Below are 15,019 nucleotides of genomic sequence, written 5' to 3' on the forward strand. Positions count from 1 at the left end.
GACCCCGCGCGCCAGGGCCTCACCTCAGCTTCTTGTCCTCCTGCTTGGCCTCGGCCATCGCTTCGGGTTCCAGTTCCTCCGCAGAGCGGTTGAGGTGAATGAACACGCCCCAACCGGCGAGCAACAAGGCAATGGCGCTGAGCACCCCCGCCGCATAGAGCAGCTGCGCCGGATCGTCGTGCGCCCGGAAGATGGCGACCAGCCCTTCGACTGCGACCGCCACCACGATGACCACCATGAAGCGCGACAGGAAGCGGCGCACGCGCGTCGGCGCGCTGATGTGCGCATCGCGAATGACTTCTTCCTCGGCGATGGTCTGCGAGATCTGCAACGCGACGACTGCGGCCGCCAGCAGCCCGACGGTCTCGATGATCGCCTCCGCCGCGGCCCGGTCGAAACCGCCGCGGATGGCGAGCCAGCCGGCGCGGGTCGAGATGGCGATGAGCGCCAGCGCAGCACAGGCGAACAGCAGCGCCATGAACGCATGGATCGTCGAATAGAGGCGCGAGAGCAATTTCATGGCGTCAGCCCGGCATATAAGGCAGATCGAGCACCGCCCAGGCCGGCGCATGATCACTGGCCCCGGCGCGGCCGCGCACATCGCGGTCCACGTTCGCATCGATCAGCAGGGGCGCGAGCTCCGCATTGAGCAGCAGGTGGTCGATACGCAGGCCCGCGTTGCGCGGCCAGCGGTTGCGCCAGTAGTCCCAGTAGGTGTAGATCGCCTCGTTCGGATGGCGCGCGCGGATCGCGTCGGTCCAGCCCTGCTTCAAGAGGCGCGCGAAGGCGGCACGGGCCTCAGGCTGCAGCAGCGCATCGTCGCGCCATGAAGCGGGGTTGTAGATGTCGGCGTCGGTGGGCACGACGTTGAAGTCGCCCGCCAGCACCACGGGCAGCCCGCACGCATAGAGCTTTCGCGCGTGGGCCTCGAGCCGCCCGAACCATTCGAGCTTGTAGTCGAACTTGGGGCCCGGCTGCGGATTGCCGTTGGGCAGGTAGAGACCGCCGACGATCACGCCGCCGACCACGGCTTCGAGGTAGCGGCTCTGGCTGTCTTCGCTGTTGCCGTCCAGGCCGCGGCCAGTTTCGATCGGCTCGGCACCGCGCGCGAGAATCGCCACACCGTTCCATGAGCGCTGGCCATGGAACACGACGCCATAGCCGGCTTCGCGAATCGCGGCTGCCGGAAAGTTCTCGTCGGGCGACTTGAGCTCCTGCAGGCAGGCCACGTCCGGCTTCGATTCGGCCAGCCATTCGAGCAGGCGCGCAAGCCGGCTGTTGACACCGTTGACGTTGAAGGTCGCGATCTTCATGGCGCATGCATCAGGGAAGAATGACGTCAGCATCATGACGTGCAAGCCGTCACCGGCCGTGTCGGAGAACATGCTCTGCTTCGGTCATGGCTTCCACCGATCCGCTCGATCCGCTGCCTCGCCCGATCGAGCCGATGCTCGCCAAGGTCGCGGAAGAACTGCCGGCCGGCGACGGCTTCCTGTTCGAACCCAAATGGGACGGGTTCCGGGCGATCGTCTTCCGAAGTGCGCGCGAGGTCGTGATCCAGAGCCGCGACGGCAAGCCGCTCGACCGCTACTTCCCCGATCTGCACGAGGTCTTCCTCGAGCACCTGCCCACGGGCTGCGTGCTCGACGGCGAGATCGTCATCGCCACGCCGCGCGGGTTGGACTTCGATGCGCTTCAGCAGCGCGTACACCCGGCGGCATCGCGGGTCGCGCGGCTGGCGAGCGAAACGCCGGCCGCCTTCGTCGCTTTCGATCTGCTGAAGCTCGACGGGCGCGAGCTCATGTCGCATCCGCAGGGGGAGCGCCGCCTGCTGATCGAGGCCTTGCTTGCGACGGCCGCGCCGCCGATCCATCTCACGCCCATGACCATCGACCGCACGCTCGCGCTGCGATGGTTGCAGGATTTCGAAGGCGCCGGGCTCGACGGCGTGATCGCCAAGCCGATCGATCAGCCCTACCTTCCAGGCAAACGCGCGATGCTGAAAGTGAAGCACGTGCGCACCGCCGACTGCGTGGTGGCGGGCTTCCGGTGGCACAAGAGCGGACGCGACGCCGTGGGTTCGCTGCTGCTGGGCCTCTACGACGAGCGCGACGTTCTGCATCACGTGGGCGTGACGTCGTCCTTCGCCATGCCGACGCGCCAAGCGCTTGCGCGCGAACTCGAGCCGCTGCGCCAGCGCGCGCTAGAAGCTCATCCCTGGGCCGGATGGGAGCAACCCGAAAGGCAGGACGATAGGCAGCGCATGCCCGGCGCGCGAAGCCGCTGGAGCGCGGGCAAGAACCTCTCGTGGGAGCCGCTGCGCATCGAGCGCGTGTGCGAAGTCAAGTACGACCATCTGCAGGGAGACCGCTTCCGCCACGCCACCGTGTTCCTGCGCTGGCGCTTCGACAAGCCTCCGCGCGAATGCCGTTACGACCAGTTGGAGTCCACGCCGCCCTACGAACTCGCGCATGTGTTTCGCCCTGTATCGGCAGATAGATGATGCGGGCAACTGATCGCGGCTCGTTCCTACAGCCGACCGGCCGGCACAAGCCGATGCTCGCGATCCCCACGTCCGAAGAGATCGCAGATGGCCCCCTCAACAGCATGCCCGCCGAACGCTTGCAGCTTGCGGGTGCTGGTGGTCGAAGACGATCCCGATGTGCTGGACGCCGCGCTCGAAGCACTGGAATTGCTGGGCCACTGGGCGACCGGTGTCCGCAGCGCCGAAGGCGCGCTCGCCCGCTTCCTCGAAGGCGCTTTCGACGTGCTGATGGTCGACATCGGCCTGCCGGCCTTGTCCGGCTTGGAGTTGGCCGGCAAGCTGCAGGCCCGTTGCAAGCTGCCGATCATCTTCGCCACTGCCAGAAAGATGCCGGATGGCCCGCTGCACGGCGCGGTCTGGCTCAGCAAGCCGTTCAGCCTCGAGCAACTGCGCGAAGCGCTGGGCCAGGCGTCCCAGCTGGTCGAGCCGAAGCTCGCCGGCAACCAGCCCGCCCCTGCATCGCGCATTGCGGCGAGCGGCGCCTGAATCGGCAGCGCGAAAGGCTCAGGCCGGCGGTGCGCAACGGTCGTAGACCAGCGCCAGATAGTCGGCATGCTTGCGAAGGCTCTCGAGTTGCTCCAGCGTGTTGCCGCGAATCGGGTCCTTGGGGTCGAACTTGACGTCGCCGTCGGGCAGCAGGATGAAATGCGTCCGGCCGGACAAGCGGCCGTTGCGATCATCGGCATGCACGTAGCCGCAGCCCGTGCCCGTGCTCTTGTTGTAGGTCACGCCGGAGAACACGGCGAAGCGGCTTTCCGGCAGCTTGGTTTTCACCTGTGATTGGACCTGCCAGATCGGCCAATAGAACCACCACCCGCCGATGCAAGCGGCGAAGACCGAGATGCTGGCCAGGATGCAGACAATGACTCTCATGGCTTGTCCTTGTCGGGTTGCACGAACTGCATCGCGAAACGGCCCAGAGGCGTCAGTTCCGTCACGGTGGCCGTCCCCGCCCGTCCCGGCGGCGCCGAGAACGAGACCTTGACCCAGCCGCCGTCCTTCAGGATGCGCAGGGCCTCGATGTCCTCCGCCGAAGTGAAGACCATCGGCAGCGGACCCTTGGCCACGCGCTGGAGCACGCTATAGGACATCTGCTGCCACGCAGGCACGGCCAGGAGACCGACCTTGGTTTGTCTCGGAGCGTATGTCCATGTAGCCAATTGTAATTACATGTAGTACTTACAGGTTAACTTCTTTCGTGATCCATTTCACGGGTTCGCGAACCGCAGGAAGCATGAAGTAGTGCCGAATGCAGCGAGCAGGGCCCGCCCCTGCCCTGGAAAGGTTCCGGCGCTTTGTGTAGTCTTTCAGGGAGCAGGAGATAACCATCGAAATGGCCCGAGCGTCATGAAATGGAGGCAGCCATGCAGGATTCGGTGACGCCCATCGACACCTCCTTCGAGCGGTGGACGCAACTCTCGGACGCCTACGAGCAGCACCTGCTGCACATGAAGCAGGGTGATGAAAAAGCGCGCGCAGAAGCGATACGGCTCGCACGCGAGCTGGATGCACTGACCCGATTGCTCGGACGCAAGCCCCCTACGAGTCAGTCACCCGACAAGCGCTGAGGCCCTTCGCCCTCCCGCGCAGCTTCCCTGGGTCCCATGGCCCGATCCGGACCGGGTGCCGCGCCCGGATTGTTGCCGGAACGAAAACACCGCAATTCCATTTGGCAGGGTTTCTACCTAGCTTTCGGGCGCAAACTTCATCCCACAGAGCAGCCATTCACTGTTCTGGATGAACAGGCACCGAGCGAGGTGGCCGCCCCCAAAGGGACGGCGCCCCACCCAAGACCGGTTCGAAATCATCATCCAAGCCATTGAAGGAAATTGAAATGAAGACCTCGAAGATCATTGCTGCCGCCGCTCTCTCGCTTCTCGCCGCTGCCGGAGCCCAGGCCGAAACCTATGACGGCGTGCATTCGCTGGTGTCGGCCAACAGCCGTGCCGACGTGCAGGCGGAAGCCGTTGCTGCCGCACGCAGCGAGAACCCGTATGCCGAAGGCGTTTCGTCGCGCGTCGCGCCGGTGCTGACCGCTTCCACCGACCGCGCCGGCGTACGTGCCGAAGCTGTCGCTGCCGCCCACAGCGCCAACCCGTACGCGGAAGGCTATGCGCAAGGCGCAGCGCCGGTGCTCGCGAGCACCGTCGACCGTGCCACGGTGCGCGCCGAAGCCCGCGCCGCGGCGCGCGGCATCGACCAGCTCGCGCTGTAATCCGCTGCGCTCGAGACGACAGACCGGGCAATGGGCCCGGTTTTCCGTGCGCAGACCGGGCCATGGGCCCGGTTTTCCGTGCGCAGACCGGGCCATGGGCCCGGTTTTTCGTGCGGCGTTGGCCGCAGGCCACTGGACTTCGATGAAAGAATGCCGGGCGTCCGGGAGCGCGGCACAATCTCGTCAGCATGACGCAGCAATTGCCCCACCCCGACGACCTGAGCGATGCGGAGCTCGCTGAACACGCCCATGCCTGGCGGCGCCTGGCATTGCGTGGAGATCGCAACGCGCGAGCGCCCGCCCACGCCTATGAGACTGCTTTGCGCGAACGCGTGCGCGCTTCGATGGCAGCCGAGCTGATGGCCAGCGCCGCCGCGGCGCCCGAACCGAAGCGCCCGTGGTGGCGCCGGTGGTGGCCTTCGATGAGCGAACACGTGACGTCCTGAACGGACGCACTTCTCTTCTTCTTCAGCGGCCTCCGAGCTGCCCGAAGGAGGTGCGAAGCCCCACATAGTCGGTCGGCCCGCTGCTCTCGGGCGGATGACCGGTTGCCGACAGCCAGGCCGCAATGCTGGGCAGGCGCTTGTCGAAATAAAGCTGCAGGTGGGACCAGTTGCCGCTCTCGGTGTGCGGCGCGGTCATCTCGAGCGCCTCCACCGCGATCGCGCGCAAGCTGCTCACCATCGCCAGCGAGCGCCCATCGAGCAATTGCAGCGTCACTTCGCGGCCCTGCGCCAGGATTTCATCGAGGATGCGGCGATGCACCGTGTAGTCTGGCCAGCTGCGCTTGCCGCAGGCGTCGTTCAGTTCCCTGAAGACCCAGTGCATATTGGTCGCGAAGATCGCCGCCACCTGCCCGGCCTGCCGCAGGCTCTGCTTCGAGGCGAGGGCCTGCAGCCGCAGCGCCCACAGGATCGCTGCCAGCACGCCCAGGGTCTGGACCCACGCCGCCCATTCGGTCGAGGTCGCAGGACGGTTGAACCAGCCGACGACCACCAGACCGACAGTGACGGCGGCAACCGCCGCTCCGAATTTCCGCATGCTTTCCCCCGCGTCTGGCTGCGTCGCCTCAAGCGCGCGGCCCGTCCTTGCCGAACAATTTCCTTATCGCCGCAATCCCTGCCACCAATGCATTCGCATAGGTCGCTTGCGGATCGCTCGCAGCCTCGAGGGGCAGGTATGGAAGGGCATCTTCCATGGCGTAGTCGGTGCCTTCCATCAATACCCAATAGAACTCGCCCTCTTCGAGTTCGTGTACGGTGAGCGCGATATTTCGCAATTGCGACATGAGTTTAGGAAAGGGTCATCGAGTGAACTCATCGATCCTATTCAAGGCACGTTACAAGACCTAGCCAAAATTTCACGTTTCGTCTCAAATGTGACGAACAGTAATTGGATTGGCAACTCTTGAATACCCTCAATAGCCTGAATGTGGGTAATTTGCACTGCCAAGCTTTTCCTACAGCGCCCGGGTGCCGCCATGCATAAGCTGAATGCACCCTCAACAAAACCGCCGACAAGGAGGAGACATGAAGCATTTCACCCTCGACCCCCATATGGTCGCCGCCTTCGGAGGGGCCTTCTATCCCACCGGCCATTCCATGGTGATGTTTCCCGATGCCGAGGACGCCAGCCGGGTCGGCCACCAGTTGATCGAGAACGGCTTCAGCGGCGACGAGGTCTACCTGATACCTCCCAAGACCCTGCTGGCCCAGATCTCGCCCACGGTCAGGGACGCGGACAATCCGCTGCCCTCGGCCGGCACCGACGGCGCCACCGTGCGTGCCTACACCAAGCTCGCACGCGACGGCCATACGGGCCTTCTGGTCAAGACCGAGAACCGGGCCGCGGCCGAGCGCCTGATGGAGGTGGTGCGCACGGTGCCGTATTCGATCGCCGAGCGCTACTGCAGGCTGGTGATCGAGGATCTCTGAGGGGTCCTCAGGCCGGCGCGGCGCGGCTGAGCACGGCGCGCGCCATTGATTGCGCAAGCTCGTGCTCGCCCAGGAACACGGTGGCCTCCACCTCTTCCGAGAGCAGCCGCGCCTCCTCCTCGTTGTGGCTGCGGATCACGGTCTCGATCGCGGGATTGAGCGTGCGTGCGGTCTCAATCATCTGCCGCACGTTCATCGCATCGGCGACGGCGACCACGAGCACGCTGGCCCGCGCCACATGCGCCTGGATCAGCACCGCGGGATCGGCCGCGTCGCCCCAGACAGCCGCCATCCCGTCGGCGCGCAGCTTCTCCACCAGCTCGCGGTTCTGCTCCGCCACCACGAAGGGAAGATCGTGGGCCGCCAGCTCGGCGGCGATGCGCCGCCCCACCCGACCGAAGCCGACCAGCACCACCTGCCGCGACAGGTACTTCGCCTCGGTGCTCACCGGCAGCTCGGCCAGCGGGTCGTCGCGCAGCGCCAGGCCGCGCGCGAAGGAGGAACGCGCATGCAGCCACTTCTGCAGCGGACCGATCAGGCTGAACCACAGCGGATTGGTGGCAATGGAAATCAGCGCGCCGGCCAGCAGCAGGCTCTGGCCCTCGGCCGGCAGCAGTCCGAGCGAGACGCCCAGCGCGGCCAGGATGAAAGAGAACTCGCCGATCTGCGCCAGGCTCGCGCTCACCGTGAGCGCCGTGCTCAGCGGATAACGGAACAGCAGCACCAGGACACAGGCCGCCACGGACTTGCCCACCACGATCACCCCCACCACGGCGAGCACCTGCAGCGGGCGTTCGATCAGCACCGCCGGATTGAACAGCATGCCGACCGAGACGAAGAACAGCACGGCGAAGGCGTCGCGCAGCGGCAGCGATTCCTGGGCCGCCCGATGGCTGAACTCGGACTCGCGCATCACCATGCCGGCAAAGAAGGCGCCGAGCGCGAAAGACACACCGAACAGCGCCGCCGATGCGAAAGCGATGCTGACCGCGGCCGCCACCACGCACAGCGTGAAAAGCTCGCGCGAGCCGGTGCGCGTGATCTGCCACAGGATCCACGGGAACACGCGCCGGCCCACCACCAGCATCAGGAGCACGAAGCCCCCCACCTGCAGCAGCGTGAGGCCCAGCGTCTGCCAGACCGGCGCCGCGTCGGCGTGTGCCGCCGTGCCGCCCATCACGCCCGCCAGCGGCGGCAGCAGCACGAGCACCAGCACCATCGCCAGGTCTTCCACCACCAGCCAGCCGACCGCGATGCGGCCGGTGAAGGAATCGAGCAGCCCCAGGCTTTCGAGCGCGCGCAGCAGCACCACCGTGCTCGCCACCGACAGCGCGAGCCCGAACACCAGGGCGCCGCCCAGGCTCCAGCCCCACAACGTGGCCAATGCGCCGCCGAGCAGCGTGGCCACGACCATCTGCACGATCGCGCCGGGCAGCGCGATCTTGCGCACCGCGAGCAGATCGTCGAGCGAGAAATGCAGGCCGACGCCGAACATCAGCAGCATCACGCCGATCTCGGCCAGCTGCGCGGCGATCTCCGCATCCGCCACGAAGCCCGGCGTGAAAGGGCCGAGGATTACGCCGGCGAGCAAGTAGCCCACCAGCGCCGGCAGCCGAAGCCGCGCCGCCAGGAAGCCGAGTACCAGCGCCAGGCCGAGGCCGGCTGCGACGGTATTGATCAGGGAGACGCTATGTGGCATCGCCGCATTCTGCAAGATCGACGCCAGCGCACCTCCGGCAACGTCAATCCAGGCCCAGCACTTTGTCGAGCGTGATCGGCAGGCTGTGCACGCGGCGCCCCGTCGCATGGAAGATCGCGTTGCCCACGGCGGCCGCGACGCCCACGATGCCGATCTCCCCTACCCCCTTGACGCCGAGCGGATTGACGACCTCGTCGCGCTCGTCGACGAAGATCACCTCGATCTCCCCGACGTCGGCGTTGGCGGCCAGGTGGTATTCGGCCAGGTTGCGGTTCATCAAGCGGCCCAGGCGGTGATCGATGAGGCCTTCCTCGTGCAGCGCCATGCCGATGCCCCAGACCACGCCGCCCTCGATCTGGCTGGTGGCCGTTCTCGGATTGACGATGCGCCCGGCCGCGACCGCGCTGACGACGCGCGTGACGTGCACCAGCCCCAAGTCTTCGTCCACGCGCACCTCGGCGAACACCGCCGAATGCGTGGCGCGCGCGTACTTGCGCTGCTTCATGAGCTTGGGCAGCGCGAGGCTCTTGCCCTCGATCTGGGCCGCCCCGGCGCGCTGCATCAGCTCGCGCAGGCTGATGGAACGCGAGGGATCCGCACGCAACCGCACCAGTCCGTTGACGAATTCGACATCCTTCAGCCGCGGCTGGCGCAGCGGCGTGTCTCCTTGCGCACGCGCCATCAGGAGCAGCTTGGCCGCGATCTTGTGGCAGGCGGCCTGCACCGCCGTGCCGATGGTGGCCACGGTGAAGGAGCCGCCCTGCACCGGCGCCATCGGCAGGCGCGAATCGCCGAGCTTGAAGTCCACCTTGGCAAGCGGCAAGCCCAAGGTCGCCGCGGCGATCTGCGACATGACCGTGCCGGTGCCCGTGCCGATGTCGGTGGTGGCGCTGCCGACTTCCAGCGTGCCGTCGACCCGCAGCACGGCGCGCGCGGCGCCGTGGATCTGCGTCGCCTCCCAGACGCCGGTGGCCATGCCCCAGCCGATCAGCGTGCGGCCGTCGCGCATCGAGCGCGGCTCGGGTTCTCGCCGCGACCAGCCGAAGCGCTCAGCGCCGCGCGCATAGCATTCGCGCAAGGCCTTGCTCGAGAAGGGCTTGCCGCTTCCGGGCTCGGTCTCGGCGTAGTTGCGCAGGCGCAGGGCCAGCGGGTCCAGGCCCACCGCATGCGCCAATTCGTCCATCGCGCTTTCGAGCGCATAGACCCCCTGGGCCGCGCCGGGCGCGCGCATGTCGGTCGGCGTGAAGCGGTCGAGCTCGACCACGCGATGGGCCAGCCGCAGGTTCGGCGTGTTGTAGAGCAGGCCCGTCCAGCTGACGATGTTCTCGACGTAGTCTTCCTTGCGCGAAGTCTCCGACACAGCCTCGTGCACCACGGAGCGCAGCCGCCCTTCGGTATCGCAGGCCAGCTTCAGCGTCTGCAGAGTCTCGGGCCGATGGCCGAAGCTGAACATCTGCTGGCGCGTGAGCACCACGCGCACCGCGCGCCGTAGCTTCAGCGCCGCCATCGCGGCCAGCACCAGCTGGTAGCCGGGCCGAAGCCCCGACCCGAAGGCCCCGCCGACGAAGGGGCACAACACGCGCACATCGCGCTTGCGCAGCTTCAGCACGCGCGCCAGATAGGCGCGGCTGTTCTGCGCACCCTGCGTCTTATCGTAGATCGTGAGCTGTCCTTCGCCTTCCCAGATCGCCGTGCTGGCATGCATTTCCATCGGGTTATGGAACTCGGCGGGCGAACGGTAGCGAGCCTCGATCTTGACGGGCGCTTCGTCCCAGGCGTCCTCCGGTTCGCCGCGCACCTTGGGCGCGACCTGGTAGCCGAACTTGAGCCGGCTCGGCTTGCGGGCCTCGATCGCCAGCCGCTGCATGTCGCTGCGCGGCCGCTCGGCGGCGCAATGCACCTCGACCAGCCGGGCCGCATGGCGCGCGGCCTCGAAGCTCACCGCCACGACCAACGCCACCGGCTGCGCGTCGGAGTGGATCTGCGCGTCGTGCAGCGGCCGGAACGGCGAGCCGCCGGGCGCATCCATGTCCTTGTGCAGCAGATCGAAGCGGGCCATGGGCGGCCGGTTCTCGTGGGTCAGCACCTCCACCACGCCCGGCACGGCGCGCGCCGCGCGGCTGTCGAGGGAACGAATGCGGCCGCGCGCAATGGGGCTGGACACCACCACGCCGAAGAGCAGATCCTCGGCCGGATGCTCGGCGGCATAGCGGGCCGCACCCGTCACCTTGGCCCGCGCGTCGACGCGCGCCACCGGCGCCCCGAAGGGCAATCCGGGTTGCGCCGTCACGCAGCGGCCTCCATGCCGGCCGCCTGCATCAGCGCGCGCACGACGGTCCGGCGCGCCAGTTCGATCTTGAAGCCGTTGTGCTCCAGCGCTCGCGCACCCTCGACCAGAACGGCGGCCGCCGCCTCGAATGCAGCGGCAGCCGGCTGCTGGCCGGCCAGCAGCGCTTCGGCCTCGGGCCGGCGCCAGGGCTTGTGGGCCACGCCGCCGAGCGCGATGCGCGCCGACCGGATGCGCCCCTGCGCGATGTCGAGCGCGCAAGCCGCGGACACCAGCGCGAAGGCGTAGGAACGCCGATCGCGCAGCTTGAGATAGCAGGAATGGCGAGCGAAGGGATCGGGCGGCAATTCGACTGCAATGACCAATTCGTCCGCAGCCAGCGTGGTGTCGCGCTCCGGCGCATCGCCCGGCAGCCGATGGAAGTCGGCCATGGCAATGGATCGTTCGCCCTGCGGCCCCTGCACCTGAACCACTGCCTCCAGCGCCGCCAGCGCGACGCACATGTCCGAAGGATGCACGGCCACGCACTGCTCGCTCGTGCCGAGGATCGCGTGGATGCGATTCAGCCCTTCGATCGCCGGGCAGCCGCTGCCCGGCGCGCGCTTGTTGCATGGCGTGGCGATGTCGTAGAAGTAGTAGCAGCGCGTTCGCTGCAGCAGGTTGCCGCCCACGGTCGCCATGTTGCGCAGCTGGGGCGAGGCCCCGGCCAGCAGTGCCTCCGCCAGCAAGGGATAGCGACGCTGCACCTCCGGATGCCAGGCCAGGTCCGCATTGCGCACCAGCGCGCCGACGTGCAGGCCGCCGCTTTCGGTGACGCGCACCTCGCGCAACGGCAGGTGCGTGATGTCGATCAGCCGCGCAGGCCGGGCGACGCCTTCCTTCATGAGGTCGAGCAGGTTGGTGCCGCCGGCGATGAAGCGCGCGCCGTCGACGCCGGCAATGGCGCGCAGCGCATCGGCCGCATCGGTGGCGCGGTGGTACTCGAAAGGATTCATCGCACGGCTTTCCACGCACCGGACTGCTGATGCCCCAGCACTTCGACGACTGCCCTGACGATGTTCGGATAGGCGCCGCAACGGCAGAGGTTGCCGCTCATCTGTTCGCGCACGTCGTCCTCGTTCTGTGCATGGCCCTCGCGCAGCAGGCCGACTGCCGAGCAGATCTGGCCCGGCGTGCAGTAGCCGCACTGAAAGGCGTCGTGGTCGACGAAGGCCTGCTGCAACGGATGCAGAAGGTCGCCGTGCGCCAGGCCCTCGATGGTCTGTATCGTCGCGCCTTCCTGCATCACCGCGAGCGCGAGACAGGCGTTGATCCGGCGGCCGTCCACCAGCACCGTGCAGGCGCCGCACTGGCCATGGTCGCAGCCCTTCTTGGTGCCGGTCAGGCCGCAGTGCTCGCGCAGCAAGTCCAGCAACGTGGTCCAGGCTTCGAGCCGCACCGTGCGCGCGACGCCGTTCAGGTGGAAGCGGACCGTGTGCACCTCGCAGGCGGTGCGCTCCGGCGTCAGTGGCGTGAGACTGGCATCCATGGGCTGACCTTGTCGTGTCGTGAGCATGTGCGCAGTAGGACGCGAACGCAAGCCTTGATCGCCGGAAAGCAAAAGACCCGCCGAAGCGGGTCCTTGATGCAAGCTGAACCGCTGCGTCTCAATGCATGTGCAGCCCGCCGTTGACCGAGAAGTCCGCTCCCGTCGAGTAGCCGCCTTCGTCGGTCGCGAGCCACGCGATGATGGAAGCGATCTCGCTGGGCTCGCCGAGCCGCTTGACGGGAATCGTGCCCACGATCTTGTCGAGCACTTCCTGGCGGATCGCCTTGACCATGTCGGTGCCGATGTAACCCGGGCTCACGGTGTTCACCGTCACGCCCTTGGCCGCCAGCTCCTGTGCCAGCGCCATCGTGAAGCCGTGCATGCCGGCCTTGGCGGCCGAGTAGTTGGTCTGGCCGGCCTGGCCCTTGGCGCCGTTGACCGAGCTGATGTTGATGATGCGGCCCCAGCCTTTTTCGACCATGTCCGCGACCACCTGCTTGGTGACGTTGAACATGCTGTTGAGGTTGGTCTCGATCACCGCGCTCCAGTCCTCGGGCGTCATCTTGAGGAACATGCGGTCCCGCGTGATGCCGGCGTTGTTGACCAGCACGTCGATGCTGCCGTGTTCGGCCTTGGCCTTGGTGAAGGCCTCGACCGTCGATTGCCAGTCGCCGACGTTGCCGACCGAGGCATGGAACTCATAGCCCTCGGCCTTCTGCTCGGCCAGCCACTTGGCGTAGTCCCGCGTGGGGCCGCAGCCAGCGATGACCGTGAAGCCATCCTTGTGCAGGCGCTGGCAAATGGCGGTTCCGATGCCTCCCATGCCCCCGGTGACGTATGCGACTCTTTTGCTCATGATGATCCTTATGTTGACGAGCCTGAACAGGCGCTGTTCACTGTAGCGAAGTTTCACGCAGCCACCGGCTCAGGAAAACACTGACCCCTCAATGCAACGGGGTGTCACAAGCCATCCATATACCGCGTTCAAGCACAAGGAAGGAAGGCGTCCAATGAAACTCGTGACCTGGAACACCCAATGGTGCTGCGGCCTCGACGGCATGGTGAGCACCCGCCGCATCGTCGAGGGCGCGCGCGCCCTGGCCGACTTCGACATCCTCTGCCTGCAGGAGATCGCATCGGGCTACGACGCCATGCCCGGCGGCCCGGGCGACCAGCCGGCCGAATTGCGCGCGCTGCTGCCCGGCTTCCAGCTCTTCTTCGGCGCCGCGGTGGAGGAGTTCGATCAAGAGGGCCGGCGCCAGCGCTTCGGCAACGTGATCGCGACCCGCCTGCCGGTGTCGCGCGTCCAGCACCACCCGCTGCCCTGGCCGGCCGACCCGGACGCGAGCAGCATGCCGCGCATGTGCACGGTGCTCACGCTGACCAGCCCCGAACTGGGACCCCTGCGCGTGATGACCACGCATCTCGAGTACTACTCGGCGATGCAGCGCACGGCGCAGGCCAAGGCACTGGTCGCCCTGCACGCCGAAGCCTGCGAACAGGCGGCAGCGCCGCCGAAGGCCGACTACGAGGGCCCCTTCCAACCCAAGCTGCATACGAAAGAAGTCATCCTCTGCGGCGACTTCAACATGGCTGCATCCGATCCGGCGCACGCGACGCTGCACGAGCGCCTGCAGGACGCCTGGCCGCTGGTGCACGGCGATGCCCCCCATGCGCCGACCTTCCGGCTGTTCGACCGCAAGCACGGACCCGATCCGGTGACCTACGACTTCGTGTTCGTCAGCGAGGGCCTCGCGTCGCGCGTGCGTCGCATCGAGGTCGACCTGGCCACGCGCGCATCCGACCACCAGCCGGTGTTCGTCGAGTTCGGCGACTGAGGCCTAAGGTTCTCATTCGCCTTGGATGCCGGCGGCGCGGATCACCTTGCCCCACTTGGCGGTCTCGGCCGAGAGGTGGCTGCGCAGCGCCTCGGGCGTGACCTTGTCCATCGGCACGATCTCCGAGCTCAGGTCGGCCAGGCGCTGCTTGACCACCTCGTCCTGCAGGGCCGCGCGCAGGGCCACGTTGAGCTTCGCGGTCACGGCGGCCGGCGTGCCCTTGGGCGCGTAGATGCCGTGCCACACGCGCACGTCGAAGCCCTTGAGCCCCTGCTCGTCGAGCGTCGGAATGTCGGGCATGCTGGCCAGGCGCTTGGGCGTGGTCACGCCGAACACCTTGACGCGGTTGCCGTCCTTGATGACCGGCGCCGTCTGCGTGGTCTGGTCGCACAGCAGGTCGACCTGGCCGCCCATGAGGTCGTTGAGCGCCGGGCCGGCACCCTTGTAGGGAACGGTCGTCAGGTCGACGCCGATCTGGCTCGCGAACAGAAGGCCGCACAGCTGCGAGACCGCGCCGATGCCGGCGTTGGCGAGCGAGACCTTGTCCTTGTTCGCCTTCACGTAGGCCAGCAATTCCTTGAAGTTGTTGGCCGGGAAGTCCTTGCGCGACAACAGCGTCATCGGCACATCCATCACCTGCCCGATGTACTCGAAGTCCTTGAGCGGGTCGTAGGGCAGCTTCTTGTAGAGCGCCGGCGCGGTGGCCATGCCCATGTGATGGATCAGGATGGTGTAGCCGTCGGGCTTCGCCTTCGCGACCCGCGCCGGCGCGATCGTGCCGCCGGCGCCGACCGTGTTCTCGACCACCACCGTCTGCCCCAGCGACTTGCCCATCGGGATCGCGAGCATGCGGGCCACCACGTCGGTCGGGCCGCCGGCCGAGTAAGGCACCACCATGGTGAGGGGCTTCTCGGGCCACGCGGCCTGGCCCGCGGCGGGCGCTTGCATTCCCAGCAGGCCCGCGGCCAGCGAT

At 67.2% G+C, this 15,019-nt stretch carries 19 protein-coding genes; 7 read left to right on the top strand and 12 right to left on the bottom strand.

Annotated elements, in window-relative coordinates:
- Positions 1-19 precede the first annotated feature (19 nt).
- Both AC3A6B_RS07375 and AC3A6B_RS07380 read right to left on the bottom strand, forming a co-directional pair.
- Positions 20-520, bottom strand: coding sequence for a hypothetical protein (locus tag AC3A6B_RS07375; RefSeq protein WP_487836085.1), 501 nt, complete (start codon positions 518-520; stop codon positions 20-22).
- 4 nt (positions 521-524) lie between these two features.
- Positions 525-1,313, bottom strand: a complete 789-nt coding sequence (locus AC3A6B_RS07380; RefSeq protein WP_487836086.1) for an exodeoxyribonuclease III — start codon at positions 1,311-1,313, stop codon at positions 525-527.
- An 86-nt stretch (positions 1,314-1,399) separates the two neighbouring features.
- Between AC3A6B_RS07380 and AC3A6B_RS07385 the strand changes: the two genes are divergently transcribed.
- Together AC3A6B_RS07385 and AC3A6B_RS07390 are read left to right on the top strand one after the other, a co-directional pair.
- Complete coding sequence (locus AC3A6B_RS07385) at positions 1,400-2,503, top strand: ATP-dependent DNA ligase (protein ID WP_487836087.1); 1,104 nt, start codon at positions 1,400-1,402, stop codon at positions 2,501-2,503.
- An 87-nt stretch (positions 2,504-2,590) separates the two neighbouring features.
- On the top strand, positions 2,591-3,031 hold the full coding sequence (locus AC3A6B_RS07390; RefSeq protein WP_487836088.1) for a response regulator: 441 nt from the start codon (positions 2,591-2,593) through the stop codon (positions 3,029-3,031).
- Between the two features lie 18 nt (positions 3,032-3,049).
- On the opposite strand, the gene AC3A6B_RS07395 is transcribed toward AC3A6B_RS07390, so the two are convergent.
- Both AC3A6B_RS07395 and AC3A6B_RS07400 read right to left on the bottom strand, forming a co-directional pair.
- Positions 3,050-3,418, bottom strand: a complete 369-nt coding sequence (locus AC3A6B_RS07395) for a hypothetical protein (protein WP_487836089.1) — start codon at positions 3,416-3,418, stop codon at positions 3,050-3,052.
- The gene (locus AC3A6B_RS07400) at positions 3,415-3,636 is read right to left on the bottom strand and encodes a hypothetical protein (protein ID WP_214697814.1); all 222 of its coding nucleotides are present in this window, start codon (positions 3,634-3,636) and stop codon (positions 3,415-3,417) included. The genes AC3A6B_RS07395 and AC3A6B_RS07400 overlap by 4 nt, the downstream gene beginning before the upstream one ends.
- 273 nt (positions 3,637-3,909) lie before the next feature.
- Here AC3A6B_RS07400 and AC3A6B_RS07405 point away from each other — a divergent pair, with 273 nt between their 5' ends.
- From AC3A6B_RS07405 to AC3A6B_RS07415, 3 genes are all read left to right on the top strand, one after another.
- Complete coding sequence (locus AC3A6B_RS07405) at positions 3,910-4,113, top strand: hypothetical protein (RefSeq protein WP_487836090.1); 204 nt, start codon at positions 3,910-3,912, stop codon at positions 4,111-4,113.
- Positions 4,114-4,379: 266 nt separating this feature from the next.
- Complete coding sequence (locus tag AC3A6B_RS07410; RefSeq protein WP_487836091.1) at positions 4,380-4,760, top strand: helicase SNF2; 381 nt, start codon at positions 4,380-4,382, stop codon at positions 4,758-4,760.
- 188 nt (positions 4,761-4,948) lie between these two features.
- Positions 4,949-5,206 (top strand): hypothetical protein, encoded by a 258-nt coding sequence (locus AC3A6B_RS07415; protein WP_487836092.1) that lies wholly within the window; start codon positions 4,949-4,951, stop codon positions 5,204-5,206.
- 22 nt (positions 5,207-5,228) lie between these two features.
- On the opposite strand, the gene AC3A6B_RS07420 is transcribed toward AC3A6B_RS07415, so the two are convergent.
- Both AC3A6B_RS07420 and AC3A6B_RS07425 read right to left on the bottom strand, forming a co-directional pair.
- Positions 5,229-5,801, bottom strand: coding sequence for a hypothetical protein (locus tag AC3A6B_RS07420; RefSeq protein ID WP_487836093.1), 573 nt, complete (start codon positions 5,799-5,801; stop codon positions 5,229-5,231).
- A gap of 28 nt (positions 5,802-5,829) precedes the next feature.
- Positions 5,830-6,048 carry a hypothetical protein gene (locus tag AC3A6B_RS07425; RefSeq protein WP_487836094.1) on the bottom strand — a complete coding sequence of 73 codons (219 nt, stop codon included), beginning with the start codon at positions 6,046-6,048 and terminating at the stop codon, positions 5,830-5,832.
- Positions 6,049-6,289: 241 nt separating this feature from the next.
- On the opposite strand from AC3A6B_RS07425, the gene AC3A6B_RS07430 reads away from it, so the two are divergent.
- Complete coding sequence (locus AC3A6B_RS07430; protein ID WP_487836095.1) at positions 6,290-6,694, top strand: hypothetical protein; 405 nt, start codon at positions 6,290-6,292, stop codon at positions 6,692-6,694.
- Between the two features lie 7 nt (positions 6,695-6,701).
- Here the strand turns inward: AC3A6B_RS07430 and AC3A6B_RS07435 are convergent, their stop codons facing one another.
- From AC3A6B_RS07435 to phbB, 5 genes are all read right to left on the bottom strand, one after another.
- On the bottom strand, positions 6,702-8,393 hold the full coding sequence (locus tag AC3A6B_RS07435) for a cation:proton antiporter domain-containing protein (RefSeq protein ID WP_487836096.1): 1,692 nt from the start codon (positions 8,391-8,393) through the stop codon (positions 6,702-6,704).
- 43 nt (positions 8,394-8,436) lie between these two features.
- Complete coding sequence (locus tag AC3A6B_RS07440; protein WP_487836097.1) at positions 8,437-10,683, bottom strand: xanthine dehydrogenase family protein molybdopterin-binding subunit; 2,247 nt, start codon at positions 10,681-10,683, stop codon at positions 8,437-8,439.
- Positions 10,680-11,675: an FAD binding domain-containing protein gene (locus tag AC3A6B_RS07445; RefSeq protein ID WP_487836098.1), complete on the bottom strand. Its 996-nt coding sequence runs from the start codon at positions 11,673-11,675 to the stop codon at positions 10,680-10,682. Before AC3A6B_RS07445 ends, AC3A6B_RS07440 begins: the two co-directional genes overlap by 4 nt.
- A complete protein-coding gene (locus tag AC3A6B_RS07450; RefSeq protein WP_487836099.1) occupies positions 11,672-12,208 on the bottom strand; it encodes a (2Fe-2S)-binding protein in 537 nt (178 codons plus the stop codon). Before AC3A6B_RS07450 ends, AC3A6B_RS07445 begins: the two co-directional genes overlap by 4 nt.
- A 118-nt stretch (positions 12,209-12,326) precedes the next feature.
- Positions 12,327-13,064 carry an acetoacetyl-CoA reductase gene (gene phbB / locus AC3A6B_RS07455; protein WP_487836100.1) on the bottom strand — a complete coding sequence of 246 codons (738 nt, stop codon included), beginning with the start codon at positions 13,062-13,064 and terminating at the stop codon, positions 12,327-12,329.
- Positions 13,065-13,218: 154 nt separating this feature from the next.
- Between phbB and AC3A6B_RS07460 the strand changes: the two genes are divergently transcribed.
- Entirely contained in the window at positions 13,219-14,046 is an 828-nt protein-coding gene (locus AC3A6B_RS07460; protein ID WP_487836101.1) for an endonuclease/exonuclease/phosphatase family protein, read from the top strand.
- Positions 14,047-14,058: 12 nt separating this feature from the next.
- Here AC3A6B_RS07460 and AC3A6B_RS07465 read toward each other — a convergent pair whose 3' ends face one another.
- Positions 14,059-14,994, bottom strand: coding sequence for a tripartite tricarboxylate transporter substrate-binding protein (locus AC3A6B_RS07465; protein WP_487836138.1), 936 nt, complete (start codon positions 14,992-14,994; stop codon positions 14,059-14,061).
- Positions 14,995-15,019: the final 25 nt, after the last annotated feature.

The sequence above is a fragment of the Variovorax sp. Soil_C_33 genome, assembly GCF_057656935.1.

What these genes read in the sequence shown, in the direction of transcription:
- AC3A6B_RS07375 (WP_487836085.1), bottom strand. Translation starts at nt 520, where the DNA reads ATGAAATTGCTCTCGCGCCTCTATTCGACGATCCATGCGTTCATGGCG.
- AC3A6B_RS07380 (WP_487836086.1), bottom strand. Translation starts at nt 1,313, where the DNA reads ATGAAGATCGCGACCTTCAACGTCAACGGTGTCAACAGCCGGCTTGCG.
- AC3A6B_RS07385 (WP_487836087.1), top strand. Translation starts at nt 1,400, where the DNA reads ATGGCTTCCACCGATCCGCTCGATCCGCTGCCTCGCCCGATCGAGCCG.
- AC3A6B_RS07390 (WP_487836088.1), top strand. Translation starts at nt 2,591, where the DNA reads ATGGCCCCCTCAACAGCATGCCCGCCGAACGCTTGCAGCTTGCGGGTG.
- AC3A6B_RS07395 (WP_487836089.1), bottom strand. Translation starts at nt 3,418, where the DNA reads ATGAGAGTCATTGTCTGCATCCTGGCCAGCATCTCGGTCTTCGCCGCT.
- AC3A6B_RS07400 (WP_214697814.1), bottom strand. Translation starts at nt 3,636, where the DNA reads ATGTCCTATAGCGTGCTCCAGCGCGTGGCCAAGGGTCCGCTGCCGATG.
- AC3A6B_RS07405 (WP_487836090.1), top strand. Translation starts at nt 3,910, where the DNA reads ATGCAGGATTCGGTGACGCCCATCGACACCTCCTTCGAGCGGTGGACG.
- AC3A6B_RS07410 (WP_487836091.1), top strand. Translation starts at nt 4,380, where the DNA reads ATGAAGACCTCGAAGATCATTGCTGCCGCCGCTCTCTCGCTTCTCGCC.
- AC3A6B_RS07415 (WP_487836092.1), top strand. Translation starts at nt 4,949, where the DNA reads ATGACGCAGCAATTGCCCCACCCCGACGACCTGAGCGATGCGGAGCTC.
- AC3A6B_RS07420 (WP_487836093.1), bottom strand. Translation starts at nt 5,801, where the DNA reads ATGCGGAAATTCGGAGCGGCGGTTGCCGCCGTCACTGTCGGTCTGGTG.
- AC3A6B_RS07425 (WP_487836094.1), bottom strand. Translation starts at nt 6,048, where the DNA reads ATGTCGCAATTGCGAAATATCGCGCTCACCGTACACGAACTCGAAGAG.
- AC3A6B_RS07430 (WP_487836095.1), top strand. Translation starts at nt 6,290, where the DNA reads ATGAAGCATTTCACCCTCGACCCCCATATGGTCGCCGCCTTCGGAGGG.
- AC3A6B_RS07435 (WP_487836096.1), bottom strand. Translation starts at nt 8,393, where the DNA reads ATGCCACATAGCGTCTCCCTGATCAATACCGTCGCAGCCGGCCTCGGC.
- AC3A6B_RS07445 (WP_487836098.1), bottom strand. Translation starts at nt 11,675, where the DNA reads ATGAATCCTTTCGAGTACCACCGCGCCACCGATGCGGCCGATGCGCTG.
- AC3A6B_RS07450 (WP_487836099.1), bottom strand. Translation starts at nt 12,208, where the DNA reads ATGGATGCCAGTCTCACGCCACTGACGCCGGAGCGCACCGCCTGCGAG.
- phbB (WP_487836100.1), bottom strand. Translation starts at nt 13,064, where the DNA reads ATGAGCAAAAGAGTCGCATACGTCACCGGGGGCATGGGAGGCATCGGA.
- AC3A6B_RS07460 (WP_487836101.1), top strand. Translation starts at nt 13,219, where the DNA reads ATGAAACTCGTGACCTGGAACACCCAATGGTGCTGCGGCCTCGACGGC.
- AC3A6B_RS07465 (WP_487836138.1), bottom strand. Translation starts at nt 14,994, where the DNA reads ATGCAAGCGCCCGCCGCGGGCCAGGCCGCGTGGCCCGAGAAGCCCCTC.